Raw genomic sequence first — 17,036 nt, 5'->3', positions numbered from 1 at the left:
GTGTGGGGTGGGGGGGGGGCCAGGCCAGAAAGTACAAGGCCAAAAAAAAAAAGAAAAAAAAAAAAAAAAAAAAAAGAACCTCGCCTCCCCCCTTTTTTTTTCCCCCCCCCCCGCTGTCGGCGGTGGGGATGTCCGGTCTACTGCACGACGTACGGGCGGGCGCCGATCGCGGCCAGCTCGACGCCGTGCTCGGGCTCGTCCTCGTCGTCCTCGATCACGCCCTCGATGATCGCGGTGTCGGCCTGCGCCGCCATGAGCACCGGCAGCGGGTCCATCAGCGGGTCCAGGGAGGCGCGCTGGACCGGGACGCAGGAGTCGTCGACCGGCTCGGCGAACAGCACCGGCACGGTGGCGTGACCGACCGCGCGGACCCACGCCTGGGGCGAGTCGAGGTCGATGACGTCGAGGTCCGCCCCGACCGTCCCGGCCGTGTCCCGCAGCGGCTCCAGCTCCTCGACGATGTCCACCAGGATCACGTCCTCGTGGCGCACGATCGGCCGGCCGGCCTTGTGGCGGCCGCGGTACCGGTCGCTGCGGCTGTTGCGCCGCAGCGCCAGCTTCGTGACCGACGCGATCGGCGCCTCGTCCGGCTCGGCGTCCGGCTCGGCGGCCCGGCCCTTCGGCACGGTGAGGACGAACAGGATGATCACGTCGAGCGTGACCATCAGCAGCGACCACGCCGGGTACGCCCGGAGCATGGCCAGCTGCGAGATCGCGTGCAGCGCCACGATGCTGACCGCGGCGGCCCGGGCGCTGCTCTTGCGGGCGCGCAGCGCGACACCGGTGGCGCCGAGGAGCACGCCGAGGGTCACGGTCGCGGTCGCCCAGGTCGTGGCGCTGGTGAATGCCACGTCATTCCTGTCGAACCCGATACCACCACTGGCGAAGCCCACCAGCAGTCCTTGCGAGACGTTCAATGTGCCGACGAGCGCGAGCATCGTCGTTCCGAACGTCGTCCATTCCTTCACCACACCGCCGCCGCTGTCCATCCGCCGTACTCTCCTGCCTCTGCCGTCTGCTGAATCGGTTTCATTCGGGAAACAGTGCGGAAAACACGTGCGGGCCGTGCCGGCCCCGGTCGAAACCAGGACCGGCACGGCCTATCTCCCCCGTTGTTATCTGTTCCCCCCGGAACAGGCCCGGATGGCCGTTCCGGACGCGCCGCCCGCGCGCCCGGAACGTCCACGTCGTGCCTGGGAAGATGATTCGAGCGAGACGGGTGATCAGGGATCACCCTCGATGGGTGAGGTTCCGGGTCATCCGGCCACCGGCTCGGCGGCCAACAGGCAGGCGTCGTCGTCGGGGTTGCCGCGCCAGGGCCGGTCCGACGCGATGTCGAAGGCGCCGTCGAGGACGCGGTCCATGCGCTCGTCCGGCGGCCAGGCGCGCATCGCGGCCCGCACGTCGTCCGCGAGACCCTGCACGCCCTGGTCGATGGCCTGGTCGCGGCGTTCGACGACCCCGTCGGTGTACATGAACAGCAGCTCACCGGGCTCGACGCGCACGGCGGCGTGCGGATACGCGGCGCCGGGCTCGACGCCCAGCGCCATGCCGGGCGGCTGGCGCAGCGGCCCGACGCCGTCCGCGTTGGCCCGCAGGATCGGCAGGTGACCCGCCCGGGCCCAGATCAGCATCCGGTCGGCGGGGCGGAACCGGCCGCACACGGCGGTCGCGAGCACCGTCGTCCCGCGCCGGCACAGCATCCGGTTGAGCGCGGCGAGGATCGTGCCGGGCTCGTCGCCGGCGAGGGCCAGGGACGTCATCGACGCCCGCAGCTGCAGCATGGTGGCCGCCGCGTCGGGGCCGTGGCCCATCACGTCGCCGACGGCCAGCATCACGTCGCCACCCGGCAGGGCGATACCGAGGAACCAGTCACCGCCGACCCCGGCGATCGTGTCCGCCACCGCGTACCGGACGCCGACCCGTACGCCGTTGACCGCAACATCCGTCATCACCACGTCACACCCCTGAGCCTCCGGCGGCCGCCGGCCGGAGCACCGGCAACCGCCCATATCGTGGCCCTCACGGCCGGGTGGGTGGCTCGCCCGGAAAGGGTGGTTGGCGGCGGGACCCGCGCCACACGACCGGGTGACGGCTCAGATCAGGCTCAGCTCCCGGGCGCGGCGCACCGCGTCCCGGCGCCGGCTGACGCCGAGCTTGCGGTACACGTGCCGGACGTGGGTCTTGACGGTGTTGGTCGACACACTGAGCACCGCCGCGATCTCGGCGACCGAGAGCATGCTGCGCAGGTAGAGCAGCACCTGCGCCTCCTTCTCGGTGAGCGGGTCGGCCAGCGGCTCACCCGCCGGCGCGGTCCACGCCGCGAGACCCGCCGCCGGGGCACCCTCCGGCTCGGCCGCGCGCTGCTCCTCACCCTGCTCGGGCTCCCACGACCGGGCGGGGGTGAGTGCCGGGCCGTGCTCCGGCTCACGGGCCTGGGCCGGGGGGAGCGCCGGACGGGGCTCCGGCTCGCGCGTGCGGGCCGGGGGGAGCCCCGGCGGCGCGGCGAGCACGTCCGAGATCCAGGTGGCGTGCCCCTGGAACGGCCGGCGGATGCCCTCGGGGGCGGCCAGCCGCAGCGCCTGGTCGAGCTGCTCCGACGCGGCGGTCACGTCGCCGAGCTGCCGCAGCGCATGCGCCAGCAGGACGGTGGCCGACACGACGGTGACCAGCGACCCGGGCCGGTCGTCCAGGATCCGCTCGGCCAGCTGCGCGGCGGCGGCCGGCCGGCCACCGGCCAGGTGCAGGCGGCCGAGGGCCAGCAGCGGCTCCTCGGCGCCGGGCCAGCGCCGCACCGCCTCGGCGACGACCGCGTGTGCCTGGTCCATCCGGCCGTCGTGCAGGCACAGGTCGGCGTGCAGCGACCGGGCGATGACGTCGGCGTACCGTGGCATCCCGTCGACCCGCGAGTCCAGCAGCGGATCGAGGGCCTCCGCCGCGCCGGCGTGGTCGCCGCGGTCGAAGAGCAGCTGCGCGAGGGCGATCGCCCCGCTCGCCCACCCGTTGGGGTCGGGGACGGCGTTGGCGTTGAGGCTCTCCTCGATGTGGAAGCGCGCCTCGTCGAGCTGGCCGCGCTCCCGGCAGACGGCGGCGAGCACCAGCCGCGCGTAGCTGATGTTGCGCGACTCGGCGATCCCCGCGTCCCGGCAGGTGTCGAGGACCCGGCGGGCGTAGGCCGCCGCCGCCGACAGCCGTCCCCGGCTGAGGTGCGCGAGCGCGTGGAGCCGGTTCGCCTGGACGGTGAGCAGGTTGAACCCGGACTTGCGGGCCAGGTCGGCGCCGAGCTCCAGCTGCGCGTCCACCTCGTCGAGCCGCCCGGCGGCCACCGCCGAGCCGGCGAAGGTCAGGTGCGCCACGGCCCGCGCCGCGTCCGCCGAGTCCGCGTAGACGTGCTCGCCGGCCGCGTCCCCGGTGCGCTCCATCAGCCGCGTGGCCGCCTCGTGGGCGCGGTCCGGGTCCTCCACGGCGACGACCTCCGCGAGCCGCATCGCCGCGAGGAGCTCGGCGGACAGCGGGCTCGGCGCCTCGCCGAGGCCGCGCTCGCCGAGCCTGATGAACGCCGACATGCCGACCATGTCGCCGGTGTCGCGGCACGAGATGGCGAGCGCGAAGGCGAGCAGGGGCCGCTCGGCGATGTCCGGCGGCGGCTGCGGCCCGTCCCGCGTCGTCAGCGCCCGCGGTCCGGAGCCGGCCAGCTCGGGCCAGTACTGCGCGAACAACCGCTCGGTGGAGACCCAGTCGCCGCCCGCGATGGCGTGCGTCAAGGCGTCGCTGGGCAGGCCGTTCGCCGCGTACCAGCCGGCCGCGGCGCGGTGCAGGGCCCGCTCCTCGGCGAAGGACAGGGTGGTGCGCAGCTCGGCGCGCAGCATCGCCCGCAGCAGCCTGCGGTAGCGGTACCAGGAGTGCGAGCCGCCGTAGAAGTTCGCGAGCGCGTTCGCGCGGCTCATCTGCGCCAGGAGCCGGGCGCCGCCGCGGCTGCCGGTGAGCGCCTCGACCAGCCCCGGGCAGACCGTCTCCAGGATGGACGTGCGCAGCATGACCTCGCGTATCTCGGGGTCCAGGTGCTGGAGGATCTCGTACCGCACATACTCGCTGAGCCCGACCTCCTCGTTGCGCCCGGCCTCGCCGAGGATGATGTCGGTGACCAGCCGCTCCGGCTCGTGCCGGCCGACCATCGCGGACAGGATCACGGCGACCGCGGCGGGCCAGCCCTCGGTGACGTGCCACAGCGCATAGCGGAAGTGCTGGGGGATGCGCACCCCGTAGCCGTCGGCGATGCCGGCGACCTCTTCCTGGGTGAGGGCGAGGTGATCCGTGCGCAGCTCGTTGAGCTGGCCGCGGACGCGCCAGCGGTACAGCGACAGCGGCGGCTCGGTCCGGGCCAGGATGAGGAAGCTGATCCGGTCGCCGAGGCGGGTGATGAGCCGCTCGAGCCGGCGCAGCACCGTGTGGTTGGTGACGTGGTGCAGGTCGTCGAGGACGATGACGGCGCGCTCGTGGTGGTGGGCGTTGCTCCACGCGTAGGTGGCGGGGTCGACGGCGATCCCGGCGGCGGCGAGCGCGTTCGTCAGCTGCCGCCAGGCCGCCGCGCCGCAGTTGACCTCGAACCGCACGTAGGCGGCGCGACCGGGTGCGTGGCCCGCGTGGATCCAGGAGGCCACCAGGGCGGTCTTGCCCCAGCCGGTGGGCGCGCAGAGCAGGGTGACGGGGTGCGAGACGGCGGCGTCGAGGTGCTCCAGGAGCCGCTGCCGCGCCAGGTGTACCGCCGGCAGCTCGGGCGGGCCGGCGCGGCGCTCGGCCGCGGGTGCCTCGGTCGGCCGGCTCGGCGCGATCCATACACGGAACCGTTCGGCGGCGTCGTTGTGCGCCAATTTGTCAAGAGTGCTCTCGCGTGGAACGCCGTGGTGGCTGGTTTGCACCGTCACTCCCGAAGACGCGTTTCTGACGTGCAGGTCGGCCCTTCCCTGGGGGTGGGAATCGTCGTTCGACTGACGCTCAACACCTTAGATCTCAGACCCGGCCGGAGGGGAGTCCCACATTTGCGCGCGTCGATTGTATAGATGCAAACATTGACAAATATCGTCAAGTTGAGCGCTGTACTAATCGATATGAGTCAATTGATTGCAGCGGCTTGCCGTACGCCGGGTGTGCGACCGTGTCGGCGACATGCGGAACTTGTCTAGTTTTGCTGTCCGTGTCAGTTGTGACGCAGCGTCTTGTGGCTACACAGCGTGAGCCCCCGCGTTTGGAATTCCGCGGCGCGGCGCGTGGGGTGTGTGGAATGGTCCGTTTCGACCCGCGTCGGGACCGTTCTGCATGACCGCGAAGATCGTCCTGCCGCGGCTCATGGCGCGCCGACACGCGATCTACTCAAGTGATCGTCCTGAAGTACTCATGCATCGGCAGGCGTCACGATGTATTTCACGGATAATTACAATCGTGTCATCAGCAACACTCCTCATGAGTGCCCGGCTGCTCACTCAAACACATGCCAATCTGCAAGTTGCACGCCATGGCATCCGGCATAGGGTACATTCCAGGCGCTCATGGTGAGGGCCGCGACCGGTGCCGCCGTTGCGCGGATGCCGGGTCGTTGGTTTGGATGGTTCGTCCGTGAATGTGCCGGGACCGGAGGTGCGGTGTACGACCTCAACAGCCTCTCGCTGAGCGAGATCGTGCGCTGCGGGACCGACGTGCGGACCGCCGCCGCGACGCAGGACGACGTCGCGGGAGCGTTGCGCGCCGTCGCCGCCCTGCTCCTCGATCGCATGCGCGACGGCGACGGCGGCCCGCCGGCCCTCGCCTGGCTCCACCTCACCACCGGCGACGTCACCGCCACCGCGGGCTCCTTCACCCCCGCGTCGCTCCCGCCCGGCCTCCCGGCGCCCGCGCCGTCCGCGCCGTCCGGGTCATCCGGATCGCACGGGTGCACCGGACCGGACGGGGTGTGGCTGCGCGAGGTCGACGACGATCCGGTGCGGGTCGTGCTGGCGGTCGGCTGCCCCGGTCACCGGCTGGCCGCCGGCGTCACCGTCAGGCTCGACCGGCAGACCGCCGACCTGTTCGAGCTGATCAGCCTCAACCTCCGCATCGGCCTGCTGGCGCATCAGGGCGCCGGCCCCGACGGCCGCGAGGCGGCGCTCGGCGACCTGCTCGCCGCCGTGGAGCGGGCCGCGGACCGGCAGGCGACCCGCATGGAGCAGACCATCGCCGAGCTCGCGTCCGCCACCGGCCGGCTCCGCCGCAGCCAGCAGGAGCTGCGCGAGCGGGAGGCCCGGCTGCGGGAGGAGACCAGCCTCGTCGAGGCGCTGCACTCCGTCGGCACCGACCTGTCCTCGGAGCTCGACGTCGACCGGGTCGTGCAGCGTGCCACCGACGTCGCGACCGAGCTCACCGGCGCGGCGTTCGGCTCGTTCTTCTACAACGTCACCGACGAGCTCGGCGAGTCCTACCTGCTCTACACGCTGTCCGGGGTCCCCCGGGAGGCGTTCACGAAGTTCCCGATGCCCCGCAACACGAAGGTGTTCGACCCGACGTTCCGTGGCGTCGGGTATCTGCGCAGCGACGACATCCGCAAGGACCCGCGCTACGGGCAGAACCTGCCCTACACCGGCATCCCCGAGGGGCACCTGCCCGTCGTGAGCTACCTCGCCGTGCCCGTCATCTCCTCCACCGGCGAGGTGCTCGGCGGCTTCTTCTTCGGCCACCCGCGCCCGGGCAGGTTCACCGAGCGGCACGAGCGGCTGGCCGTCGGCGTCGCCGCGCACGCCGCGGTCGCACTCGACAACGCCCGCATGTACCTGCGCCAGCGCAACGCCGCCGTCGAGCTGCAGCGCAGCCTGCTGCCCCGCATCCCGCGGCTGGACGGGCTCGAGGTCGTCTCGCGGTACCTGCCGGCCGCGAAGGGCGTCGAGGTCGGCGGCGACTGGGTCGACCTGGTGCCGCTGTCCGCCGGGCGGGTCGCGCTCGTCGTCGGCGACGTCATGGGCAAGGGCATCCGCGCCGCCGCCGTCATGGGGCAGCTGCGCACGGCGATCCGCTCGTACGCGTCGCTGGACCTCTCCCCGGGACAGCTGATGCGGCAGCTGAACACGCTGCTCGCGGCCGACCTCGACACGCAGATGGCGACGTGCGTGTATGCGGTCTACGACCTGGTGCACGGCACGCTCAGCTACGCCAACGCCGGGCACCCGCCGGCGGTCGGGGTCCTCGCCGGTCAGCCCTCGCGGCTGCTGACCGGGCCGGTGGGGCCGCCGCTGGGGATCGAGGACTTCCCGTACACCGAGCAGGTCGTCGCGGTGCCGCCGGGCGAGGCGCTGCTGCTGTACACCGACGGCCTCGTCGAACGCCGGGACCGCAACATCGAGGACCGCCTCGCGGACCTGCAGGCGCGCGTCGCCCTGCACCCGCGGCCGACCCTCGGCGCGATCGACGACCTCGTCGCGGGCATGGTCGACCCGGCACACCACGAGGACGACATCGCGGTGCTCTACGTCCGGCAGCCGCCGGCCGAGGTGCCGCTGACCGCGGTCGCGGCGTACCCGGCGACGGCGGCGGAGAGCCGGGCCGCGCGCCGCTTCGCCGGCGACACCGTGCGCGGGTGGGGCGTGCCGGAGGAGCTCGCCGACACGGTGGTCGCGGTCGTCGCGGAGCTCTTCGCCAACGCGGCGACCCACGCCCGCACCCGCCACGTCGAGCTGCGCCTGCACCTGCTGCCCGCGCACATCGCGGTCGAGGTGCTCGACCAGGACAACCGGCTGCCGTTCCTGATCGAGCCCACCTTCGACGACGAGCACCACCGCGGCCTGCAGATCGTGCGCGTCAGCTCGGACCGCTGGGGCACCCGCGCGGTCACCGACGGCAAGATCGTCTGGGCCGAGATCCCCCTTAGCTCTGCAGCCGGGCCAGCTCCTCCTCGACGATCGACTCGTCGAGCTTCTTGAACACCGGCGTCGGCGCCCGCAGGGGCGTGCCGGCCACGATGTCCTGCGGCGACCAGGTCGCGCCGGTCGTGTAGTCGCCGGTCAGGATCGGATACGTGAGGCCGTTGTCCAGGTCCTCGACGTCGACGATCTGCGGCATCGGCGCGTGCACGCCGGTGCCGCCGAGCAGCTCGTGGATCTGCTGCGCGGCGTGCGGCAGGAACGGGGTGAGCAGCGTGTTGCAGTCGCGCACCGCCTGCAGCGCGACGTGCAGGACGGTGCCCATCCGGGTCTTGTCGTCCTTGAGCTTCCACGGCGACTGGTCGGAGAAGTACTTGTTGACCTCGCCGACGATGCGCATCGCCTCGGTGATCCCCGCCTTCTGCCGGTGCTTGCCGAGCAGGTCGCCGACCGTGCCGAAGCCCGCCCGGACCGCCTCCAGCAGCGCGCTGTCCTCGGCCGTCAGTACATCGGCGGCCGGGATCTCACCGAAGTTCTTCGCGGCCATCGAGATCGACCGGTTGACCAGGTTGCCCCAGCCGGCGACGAGCTCGTCGTTGTTGCGGCGGCGGAACTCCGACCAGGTGAAGTCGGTGTCGGTCGACTCCGGCCCGGCGACGGCGATGAAATACCGCAGCGCGTCGGCGTCGTAGCGCTCCAGGAAGTCGCGCACGTAGATGACGACCCGGCGCGAGGAGGAGAACTTCCTGCCCTCCATCGTCAGGTACTCCGACGACACGACCTCGGTCGGCAGGTTGAGCGCGCCGAGCGAGCCGGGCTTCGGCCCGGAGTAGCCGAGCAGGATCGACGGCCAGATCACCGAGTGGAAGACGATGTTGTCCTTGCCCATGAAGTAGAACGCCTCGGCGTCCGGGTCCTGCCACCACTTGCGCCACGCCTCGGGGTCGCCGCTGCGGCGGGCCCACTCGACCGACGCCGACAGGTAGCCGATGACCGCGTCGAACCAGACGTAGATCCGCTTGTCGTCGCGGTCACGCCAGCCGTCCAGCGGGATCGGCACGCCCCACTCCAGGTCGCGGGTGATCGCGCGCGGCTGGAGGTCGGCGATGAGGTTGCGGGAGAACTTCAGCACGTTGGGCCGCCAGCCCTCGCGGGTGTCGAGCCAGGCGTTGAGCTGGTCGGCGAACGCGGGCAGGTCGAGGAAGAAGTGCTCGGTCTCCACGAACTCCGGCGTCTCGCCGTTGATCTTCGACCGGGGGTTGATGAGCTGGTCCGGGTCGAGCTGGTTGCCGCAGTTGTCGCACTGGTCGCCGCGGGCGCTGTCGTACTTGCAGATCGGGCAGGTGCCCTCGATGTACCGGTCGGGCAGCGTCCGCCCCGTCGACGGCGACCGGGCGCCGAGGGTGGTCTTGGCGATGATGTAGCCGTTGTCGTGCAGCCCCTGGAAGAGCTCCTGCACGACCTGGTAGTGGTTGCCGGTCGTCGTCCTGGTGAACAGGTCGTAGGTGAGGCCGAGCCCGTGCAGGTCCTCGACGATGACGCGGTTGTACCGGTCGACGAGCTCCCGCGGGGTCACCCCCTCGGCGTCGGCCTGGACCTGGATCGGGGTGCCGTGCTCGTCGGTGCCGGAGACCATCAGCACGTCGTGGCCGGCCATCCGCATGTAGCGGCTGAACACGTCGGAGGGCACCCCGAAGCCGGACACGTGACCGATGTGGCGCGGCCCGTTGGCATAAGGCCAGGCGACCGCGGCGAGAACACGACTCATGACCTGCAAGCGTAGTGAACCGCCGGGACGTTCGGCGAACGGATAGTTTCTCCCGACACGCTAGGTGACGTCCTAAATCTCCGGTATCGCCCGTTGTCCAATGAACCGGTGACCGAAGAAGCGTGGTGGCGAGGCCAGGCCGCCGGAATCCCCCCGAAAGCTCCCGACGCCTTCCCGCTGTGGCCCAACACGACCACCACCACGGTCAAGGCGCCCGAGCCCGACGAGCCCGGCTCGGACCTCGTGCCCTTCGACCCCGACCCGGTCGCCCGCGACGCCGGCGCCACCGCGGTCGTCGAGCACCTCCAGCTGGCCACCGTCCACCTGGAGGAGACGGCGGCGCGGCTGTCCGACGCCGGGGAGCAGTGGCCGCCGCCCACGATGCGGATCATGCGCCGGCCGCGCGACGCCGCCGTCACCTCGCCGCCGCCGAAGCGCCCGCCCCGCAGGACGACGCGCCCCCGCAGCCCGGCCGTCGGCCTGCCCGCGATGCTGATCATCGCGCTGCTCGCCGGCTTCTTCGCCTGGACCAGCGCGGAGCCGTTCTGGCTCGACATGGGCCAGGGCGAGGCGGGCCGGGCACAGGTCACCCGCTGCACGGGCGACGGGGTCCTGCGGCGCTGCTCCGCGACCTTCCGGTCCGCCGGCGGTGCGGAGGTCGCCGGTGTACCGGTCGTCGGCGCCGACGACGCCCCCGGCACCGTGCTGGACGCGCGGATGCGCGACGGCGGGCGGATCGCCTACGCGGGCAACCCGACCGGGCTGCGGGTGCGCTGGACCGTCGGGCTCGCGCTGATCCTGCTGTGCGGCGCCGCCCTGTGCTGGGCCACCGGCGCCGCTCGCCTGGGCCGCTTCCGCACCCGCCTCGCCGCCTGCGCGCTCACCACCGCCGCCCCGGTCGTGCTCGGCCTGGGCGTCCTGGTCAGCTGCTACTGAGCCGGCGTCAGGAATGGGCGGCGGCGTAGACCTCACGGCGGGGCAGGCCGTGCCTCGTTGCGACCTCGCTGATCGCGTCCTTCTTCGTGGTACCGGCGGCGACCAGCGCGGCGACCGACGCCGACAGCGCCGCGTCGGACGGGCGCTCCTGCGCGACGGCCGGGGCGCCCCCGACGACGAGCGTGATCTCGCCGCGCGCCGACTCCGCGTCCTGCGCCAGCTCGCCGAGGGTGCCGCGGCGGATCTCCTCGTAGGTCTTGGTCAGCTCGCGGCACAGCGCCGCCGGGCGGTCCGCGCCGAAGGCGGCGGCCAGGTCGCGCACGGTGTCGCCGACGCGGTGCGGGGACTCGAAGAAGACCAGGGTCCGCGGCTCGGCCGCCAGGGAGGCGAAGTACGTGCGCCGCTCGCCCTGCTTGCGCGGCGGGAAGCCCTCGAAGCAGAACCGGTCGCAGGGCAGCCCCGACACCGCCAGCGCGGTGGTGACGGCGCTCGGTCCGGGGGCGGCGCTCACCGGTACACCCAGCGCGACCGCCGCACGGACCAGCCGGAACCCCGGGTCGGACACGCTGGGCATGCCGCCGTCGGTGACCACCGCGACGGTCGCCCCGCCGGCGAGCAGGTCGGCGAGCTCCGGGGTGCGGCGCTCCTCGTTGCCCTCGAAGTAACTTACGAGCCGGCCGCCGATGGTGACGCCGAGGTGCTGGGCGAGGCGCCCCAGCCTGCGGGTGTCCTCAGCGGCCACGACGTCGGCGGTCTCGAGGACCGACCGCAGCCGGGGCGAGGCGTCGTCAGGGTTACCCAGCGGAGCTCCGAGGAGAATCAATGGCACATGTGCGATGGTGGCATCCCACCGCCTACGATCGCGCAATGACCTCGGTGCTGACCGACGCAAGCGAGACGCCGCCGCAGCCCGCGGAGCCGTCCCCTTCCCGCCCGGTCGCCGACGCGGTGCGTCGCCGGCTCGCCCGCCCCGGACCGGCCACGCCGGCGTTCTGGCTGGCGGCGGTGCTGGTCACGGGCATCGCGCTGCTGCTTCGGATGGTGAATCTGTCCCATCCGAAGGAGACGGTGTTCGACGAGGTCTACTACGCGAACGAGGCGTGGGACCTGCTGCAGCACGGGGTCGAGTGGAACCCTGAGGACAACACCCCGCAGTACGTGGTGCACCCGCCGCTCGGCAAATGGATGATCGGGCTCGGCGAACAGATCTTCGGATACAACTCGTTCGGGTGGCGCATCGCCGCGGTCACGGTCGGCGTCCTGGCGATCCTGCTCATCGTCCTGGCCGCCCGGCGGCTCTTCCGCTCCACGATCCTCGCCGCCACCGCCGGCCTGCTGATGTCCCTGGACGGCATGCACTTCGTCCTGTCCCGTGCCGCGCTGCTCGACATCTTCCTGATGTTCTGGATCGTCGTCGCGTTCTACTTCCTGGTCCTGGACCGGGAGCAGCGGCGGGCCAGGTGGCTCGCGGCGCTGGAGCGCGGGATCGACCCGGGCCGCCCCGGCGCCGGGAACCGGCCCCGTCTCGGCGTGCCGTGGTATCGGCTGGTCATGGCCGTCTCGCTCGGCCTCGCCTGCGGCGTCAAGTGGAGCGCGCTGTGGTACGTGCTGCTGTTCGTCGCGCTGACGCTGATCTTCGACATCAGCGCCCGGCGGGCGGCCGGCTCGCGGCACAGCATCCGCGACGGCATCCTCGACGACGGCGCCTGGATCTTCGCCGTGTTCGGTCTCGCGCTGGTCGCCTACCTCGCGACCTGGACCGGCTGGTTCATCTCCGACGACGGCTACTTCCGGCACTGGTACGCGCAGACGAACGGCCTCCCGTCCGACCGCCTCATCGACCCGTTGCTGAACCTGTGGCACTACCACCACGAGGCGTACAAGTTCCACACCGGGCTGAGCACGAAGCACCAGTACCAGTCGTGGCCGTGGATGTGGCTGCTGCTCGGCCGCCCGGTCGCGTTCTACTGGAACACCGACGGCCCGTGCGACGCCAGCAGCTGCGCGTCGGAGATCCTGCTGCTCGGCACCCCGCTGCTGTGGTGGTCGTTCCTGCCCGCGCTGATCGCCCTCGGCTGGCTGGCGATCGCCCGCCGCGACGGCCGCGCCTGGCTGGTCATGGTCTGCGCCCTCGCCGGCATCGTCCCGTGGTTCCAGTCGATGCCCGAGCACCGCACGATGTTCTACTTCTACGCGCTGCCGGCCGAGCCGTTCCTTGTCCTGGCCGTGGTCTACGTGCTCGGCGCCATCATCGGACCGCCGCGCCACGTGCGGCCCACCAGCGACCACCGGCTGATCGGGTCGATCGTCGCGGGAGCGTACGTCCTGCTCGTCGCGGCCTGTTTCGCGTACTTCTACCCGATCTATAGTGGTATGGACATTACGTACACCGAATGGTTCTCCCGGATGTGGCTTGGATCCCGTTGGGTGTAGCGATCACGGGGTGACTGGGTAACACCACTGTCGACAGACTGCCTTATATTATTTGCCGCACGGCAAGCAAAGGCTTCAGTCGCGGATGGTGAAAGGCTCGAATGTCCGGCGTTGGCACCATAGAGAAGGCTTTGCGCACCGCACCACCAGATCGCCTGGTGGAGGTGCTCGACGCCCACCTGAGCGCGTCGCACGGGACGAAGAGCAGCACCGTGTGGCTCGCCGACTACCGCTCCACGTCGCTCTCGGCGTCGCAGCCGGCCAACGGCGCCGACCCCGGCGCGGCCGACGACCAGCTGGCGGCGGCGACCAGGGCGTTCGCCAGCCAGACGGTCGTCCTGGACGCCCGGGAAGGGCACGCCCTCGCCCGGCTGCACCTGCCGATCACGGCGTGGGGCGAGCGCGTCGGCGTGCTCAGCGTGGTGCTGGACGCCGACCGGGCGCAGCAGGCCCGCGAAGGGCTGCGCGACGTGGCCGGGGCGTTCGCGGTCGCGTTGCAGGCGGCGTACCGGCGCACCGACCGCTACCACCTCGACCGCCGGCGCGACGGCCGGCTGACGATGGCCGCCGAGATGCAGTGGGACCTCCTGCCCGCGCGCGGCTACGACCAGCCCGGCGTCAAGCTGGCCGGGCAGCTGGAGCCGGCGTACGCCGTCGGCGGCGACCACTTCGACTGGTCCGTCAACGGCGACTGGCTCACCGTCACCGCCCTCAACGGCATGGGCAACGGCCTGGACGCCGCCCTGCTCACGACCCTCGCGGTCAACGCGATGCGCAACGCCCGCCGCTCCATCCCGACCGGCCAGAGCGCCCCCGGCGACCTCGCCGACCAGGCCGTCCTCGCCGCCGACGCGATCTTCTCGCAGTACGGCGGGACCCGGCACGTGGCGACCCTGCTCCTCTCGCTCAACCTCGTCACCGGCGACCTGCGGATCATCGACGCGGGCTCGCCCCGCATGCTGCTCGTCCGCGGCGGCCAGGTCCGCGACATGGTCCTCGACCCGCAGCTGCCGCTCGGCATGTTCGGCGACACCCGCTACGTCGAGGAACGCGAAAGCCTCCAGGCGGGAGACCGTGTCTTCATCGTCAGCGACGGGGTGCACTCGGCCACCCGGCCGAACGAGGCCGCGTACGGTGAGCGCGAGTTGAGCCGTGCCATACGATCGACCCGGTTGCAACCACCGGCCGAGGCCATCGGCAGCGTCATGCGGAGCCTTCGTGACTATCACGCGGGCGCCGAGCTCGCCGACGACGCGCTGATCGTCTGCCTCGACTGGTCGCCCAGAGCCGACCCGTGATCCCCGCGAGCCCCGGAGGACGACGTGCGGACCCGACCTTCACCGCACCCGGCTGGCAGTGACGACGCGGCCGCCATGGCCGCCGCCCTGGTCGACGCCGCGGGTCAGGCGCTGGTGCTCGCCACCAGCGCCGCCAACGACAACTCCGGCGTGTCCGCGGCCCAGCTGCGCGTTCTCGGCGTCGTCGACCAGGCCGGCTCGATCAACCTGACCCAGCTGGCGATCGCACTGCACACCGCCCCCTCCTCGGCCAGCCGCCTCTGCGACCGTCTCGAGGCCGCGGACCTGCTCCGCCGCACCAACGACGACCGCGACCGGCGCGAGGTCTGGCTCGTCCTCACCCCGACGGCGCGGCGCCTGCTGGACGGCCTCGGCCGCCAGCGCCAGGAGACGATCGCCGCGGTCCTGCGCCGCATGTCCCCGGACGACCGGGCCGCCCTCGTCCAAGGCCTCCAGTCCTTCTCCCACGCCGCCGGCACCCCGGTAGCCGAAGACTCAACAGCCCAAGCCAGCTAGCTGTACTGTTTCCCGCTGTGTCGCCTTCGGCGATTGGCTCGCTGCCCCACGCTTCGCGCGGGTCCCGCCGGGGGGATTCTCACCCCCGGAGCCCCCCAATGCGCCGCTCCGCGACGCACTGCCAGCGCGCAAGGCGCGCGGCAGCTTCCTACGCATCCGCGTGCCATCCGGTGGCTCGCCGCTGCGTTTTCCATGATCCGGAAGGCTTTTGGTCGCCAGAGCGACGAAATCTCTACCGGATCACGGGTGAGGCCGGCTGGGCTGGGCTGGCCCTTCATGATCCGGAAGACCTTGTGCACCCCTGGCTACACAAACTCTTCCGGATCACGGGCGTCACGCCGACCGGCTGCTGGGTGGGCCTGCTTTCCGTGATCCGGAAGACTTTTGGTCGCCAGAGCGACAACATCTCTTCCGGATCATGAGTCGCACCGACCGGTCGCTGGCTGGGCTGGCTGCTCTCCGTGATCCGGAAGACCTTGTGCACCCCTGGCCACGCGAACTCTTCCGGATCATGGACGTCCCGCCGACCAGCCGCCAGACGGGCCTGCTTTCCGTGATCCGGAAGACGTTTAGTCGTCAGGGCGACGAAATCTCTTCCGGATCATGGGCGATGCCGACCGGGCGCCGGGTGGGCTGGCTGGTTTCCGTGATCCGGTAGACCGTGTGCACCTCAGGCTGCACGAAGGCTTCCGGATCATGAGGGGGAGGGGAGTGCGGCGGCCTGCCACCGCGGATGGCACGCGGATGCGTAGGAGGCTGCCGCGCGCTCTGCGTGCTGGCAGTGCGTCGCGGAGCGGCGCATTGGGGGCTCCGGGGGGTGAGAATCCCCCCGGCGGGACCCGCGCGAAGCGTGGGGCGGCGAGCCCATCGCCGCAGGCGACACAGCGGGTTACAGCTCGAACCAGTGGTCGTCTTCGCGGGCGTCGGTGATCTCGGCGCCGGGGGCCCAGGCTTCGTAGAGGCCGCGTTCCACGCAGTGGGCGCCGAGGCGGGCGACCTGTTCCCCGTCCGGGCGGCTCAGCCGCAGGCGCAGCCAGTCACCCTCCTCGCGGATGACGGTGCACGGTGCGTTGCGCCAGGTGGCGGAGGGGACGCGGCGGGCCAGGGCGTCGAGGGGGTAGCGGGCGGCGCGGGTCTTCGCCGCGACCCTGAACTCGCCGGGCGGGTCGACGATCGCCTCGTAGATGTTCTCGCGGTAGCGGCCCACGTAGCAGGCCAGCGGCGTGGTGGTCGGGAAGTACTCCTGGTCGGCCGCGATCGTGTCGGGCAGCAGGTGGCGCCACTGGGGGCCGTGCATGCGGCTCCACGCCCGCTGTTCCGGCAGGTACGTGTACAGCGTGACCTCGGTGCCGTCGGCGGTGTAGGCGACCAGGGAGGTGTTCGCCGGGACGGGGAGTTCGGCGAGGTCGCGGGTGACGAACTCGGGCACGATGTGCCGGCCGCTGGGCGCGAAGCCGGTGCCGATGACGGGCGGGCCGAGCCGGTCGTGCGGCGGCATGGTGATGAGGCCGCCGTACGAGTCGGCGAGCGGCACCTCGTAGTCCCACGGGTCGACGGCGCGCCAGCGGATGGCGAACACCACGCCGTCCGGGGCGGGGTTGCCTTCGCTGAGGATCGCCAGGTCCTGGGGGGTCCGCAGGTGGGCGACGTCGAAGGCGCGGTAGCAGAAGCCGCTGATCGGCCAGCCGCGCAGGTGGCCGCCGAGCTGCCGGCCGGTCAGGAACTTGATCATCCGGGTGCCGCGGCGGACGGTGGCGGTGCGGCGGATGGGGGCCAGGTGGCCGGCCGCCGACGGGGTCTGGGTGAGCTTGTGCAGGCCGGCCCAGTCCATGGTGCGGGTGACGGGCATGGCCAGGGGCTCGTCCTCGAATCCGGGGAGGCCGTCGAGCGAGGTGACGACGTCGGTGGCGTGCACGAAGCGGCGGAACGGCCAGCGGGCGCCCGGCCGCGGGTTGGGCAGGAAGCCGGGTCCGGGTTGCGTCGCGAAGACCTCGAACGCGGCGCCCTGCGCGATCTCCTCGGCGGGGTACGTGGTCCCGTCGAGCGTCACGCTGTGGGTCGCCGACCCTGCCGGATGCCCGATGACTGTCACATTCGCGACGCTAGGGCGGGGTGGTGTGCCCCAGGTGAACGGCGCGTGAACGCCGGACCGGGGGTGGCATGCTTAACGCCGATGAGTGAGCTATGCGATCGAATGATGTG

Annotated in this window: 12 protein-coding genes and 1 pseudogene; 7 read left to right on the top strand and 6 right to left on the bottom strand. The window is 71.8% G+C overall.

From position 1 onward, the window contains the following. Positions 1-137 precede the first annotated feature (137 nt). From ACZ6TV_RS16435 to ACZ6TV_RS16425, 3 genes are all read right to left on the bottom strand, one after another. The gene (locus tag ACZ6TV_RS16435; protein ID WP_465297986.1) at positions 138-989 is read right to left on the bottom strand and encodes a DUF7144 family membrane protein; all 852 of its coding nucleotides are present in this window, start codon (positions 987-989) and stop codon (positions 138-140) included. 267 nt (positions 990-1,256) lie between these two features. Further along, entirely contained in the window at positions 1,257-1,952 is a 696-nt protein-coding gene (locus ACZ6TV_RS16430) for a PP2C family protein-serine/threonine phosphatase (protein ID WP_465297985.1), read from the bottom strand. 144 nt (positions 1,953-2,096) lie between these two features. Continuing rightward, positions 2,097-4,871 (bottom strand): winged helix-turn-helix domain-containing protein, encoded by a 2,775-nt coding sequence (locus ACZ6TV_RS16425; protein ID WP_465297984.1) that lies wholly within the window; start codon positions 4,869-4,871, stop codon positions 2,097-2,099. A 768-nt stretch (positions 4,872-5,639) separates the two neighbouring features. Between ACZ6TV_RS16425 and ACZ6TV_RS16420 the strand changes: the two genes are divergently transcribed. After that, a complete protein-coding gene (locus tag ACZ6TV_RS16420; protein WP_465297983.1) occupies positions 5,640-7,943 on the top strand; it encodes an ATP-binding SpoIIE family protein phosphatase in 2,304 nt (767 codons plus the stop codon). Here ACZ6TV_RS16420 and metG read toward each other — a convergent pair. Continuing rightward, the gene (gene metG, locus ACZ6TV_RS16415; protein WP_465297982.1) at positions 7,888-9,651 is read right to left on the bottom strand and encodes a methionine--tRNA ligase; all 1,764 of its coding nucleotides are present in this window, start codon (positions 9,649-9,651) and stop codon (positions 7,888-7,890) included. The two genes, ACZ6TV_RS16420 and metG, sit on opposite strands and share 56 nt — an antisense overlap. A 108-nt stretch (positions 9,652-9,759) precedes the next feature. Between metG and ACZ6TV_RS16410 the strand changes: the two genes are divergently transcribed. Beyond that, positions 9,760-10,587 carry a hypothetical protein gene (locus ACZ6TV_RS16410; protein ID WP_465297981.1) on the top strand — a complete coding sequence of 276 codons (828 nt, stop codon included), beginning with the start codon at positions 9,760-9,762 and terminating at the stop codon, positions 10,585-10,587. A gap of 7 nt (positions 10,588-10,594) precedes the next feature. On the opposite strand, the gene rsmI is transcribed toward ACZ6TV_RS16410, so the two are convergent. Beyond that, entirely contained in the window at positions 10,595-11,455 is an 861-nt protein-coding gene (rsmI, locus tag ACZ6TV_RS16405; RefSeq protein ID WP_465297980.1) for a 16S rRNA (cytidine(1402)-2'-O)-methyltransferase, read from the bottom strand. On the opposite strand from rsmI, the pseudogene ACZ6TV_RS16400 reads away from it, so the two are divergent. From ACZ6TV_RS16400 to ACZ6TV_RS16380, 5 genes and pseudogenes are all read left to right on the top strand, one after another. Continuing rightward, positions 11,410-12,048: pseudogene (locus tag ACZ6TV_RS16400) on the top strand (phospholipid carrier-dependent glycosyltransferase); the annotation flags it as partial. The gene rsmI and the pseudogene ACZ6TV_RS16400 overlap by 46 nt on opposite strands. Positions 12,049-12,138: 90 nt before the next feature. Further along, positions 12,139-13,020, top strand: coding sequence for a dolichyl-phosphate-mannose--protein mannosyltransferase (locus ACZ6TV_RS16395; RefSeq protein WP_465298003.1), 882 nt, complete (start codon positions 12,139-12,141; stop codon positions 13,018-13,020). A gap of 158 nt (positions 13,021-13,178) precedes the next feature. After that, complete coding sequence (locus ACZ6TV_RS16390; protein ID WP_465297979.1) at positions 13,179-14,318, top strand: PP2C family protein-serine/threonine phosphatase; 1,140 nt, start codon at positions 13,179-13,181, stop codon at positions 14,316-14,318. 24 nt (positions 14,319-14,342) lie between these two features. Continuing rightward, positions 14,343-14,834: a MarR family transcriptional regulator gene (locus ACZ6TV_RS16385; RefSeq protein ID WP_465297978.1), complete on the top strand. Its 492-nt coding sequence runs from the start codon at positions 14,343-14,345 to the stop codon at positions 14,832-14,834. A gap of 418 nt (positions 14,835-15,252) precedes the next feature. Beyond that, positions 15,253-15,492, top strand: a complete 240-nt coding sequence (locus ACZ6TV_RS16380; RefSeq protein ID WP_465297977.1) for a hypothetical protein — start codon at positions 15,253-15,255, stop codon at positions 15,490-15,492. A gap of 231 nt (positions 15,493-15,723) precedes the next feature. Here the strand turns inward: ACZ6TV_RS16380 and ACZ6TV_RS16375 are convergent, their stop codons facing one another. After that, positions 15,724-16,926, bottom strand: a complete 1,203-nt coding sequence (locus ACZ6TV_RS16375; RefSeq protein WP_465297976.1) for a hypothetical protein — start codon at positions 16,924-16,926, stop codon at positions 15,724-15,726. Between the last annotated feature and the right edge of the window lie 110 nt (positions 16,927-17,036).

The sequence above is a fragment of the Dactylosporangium sp. NPDC051087 genome (assembly GCF_055586325.1).
The sequence above is the reverse complement of the archived record's forward strand: the minus strand, read 5'-3'. Positions and strand labels throughout refer to the sequence as shown.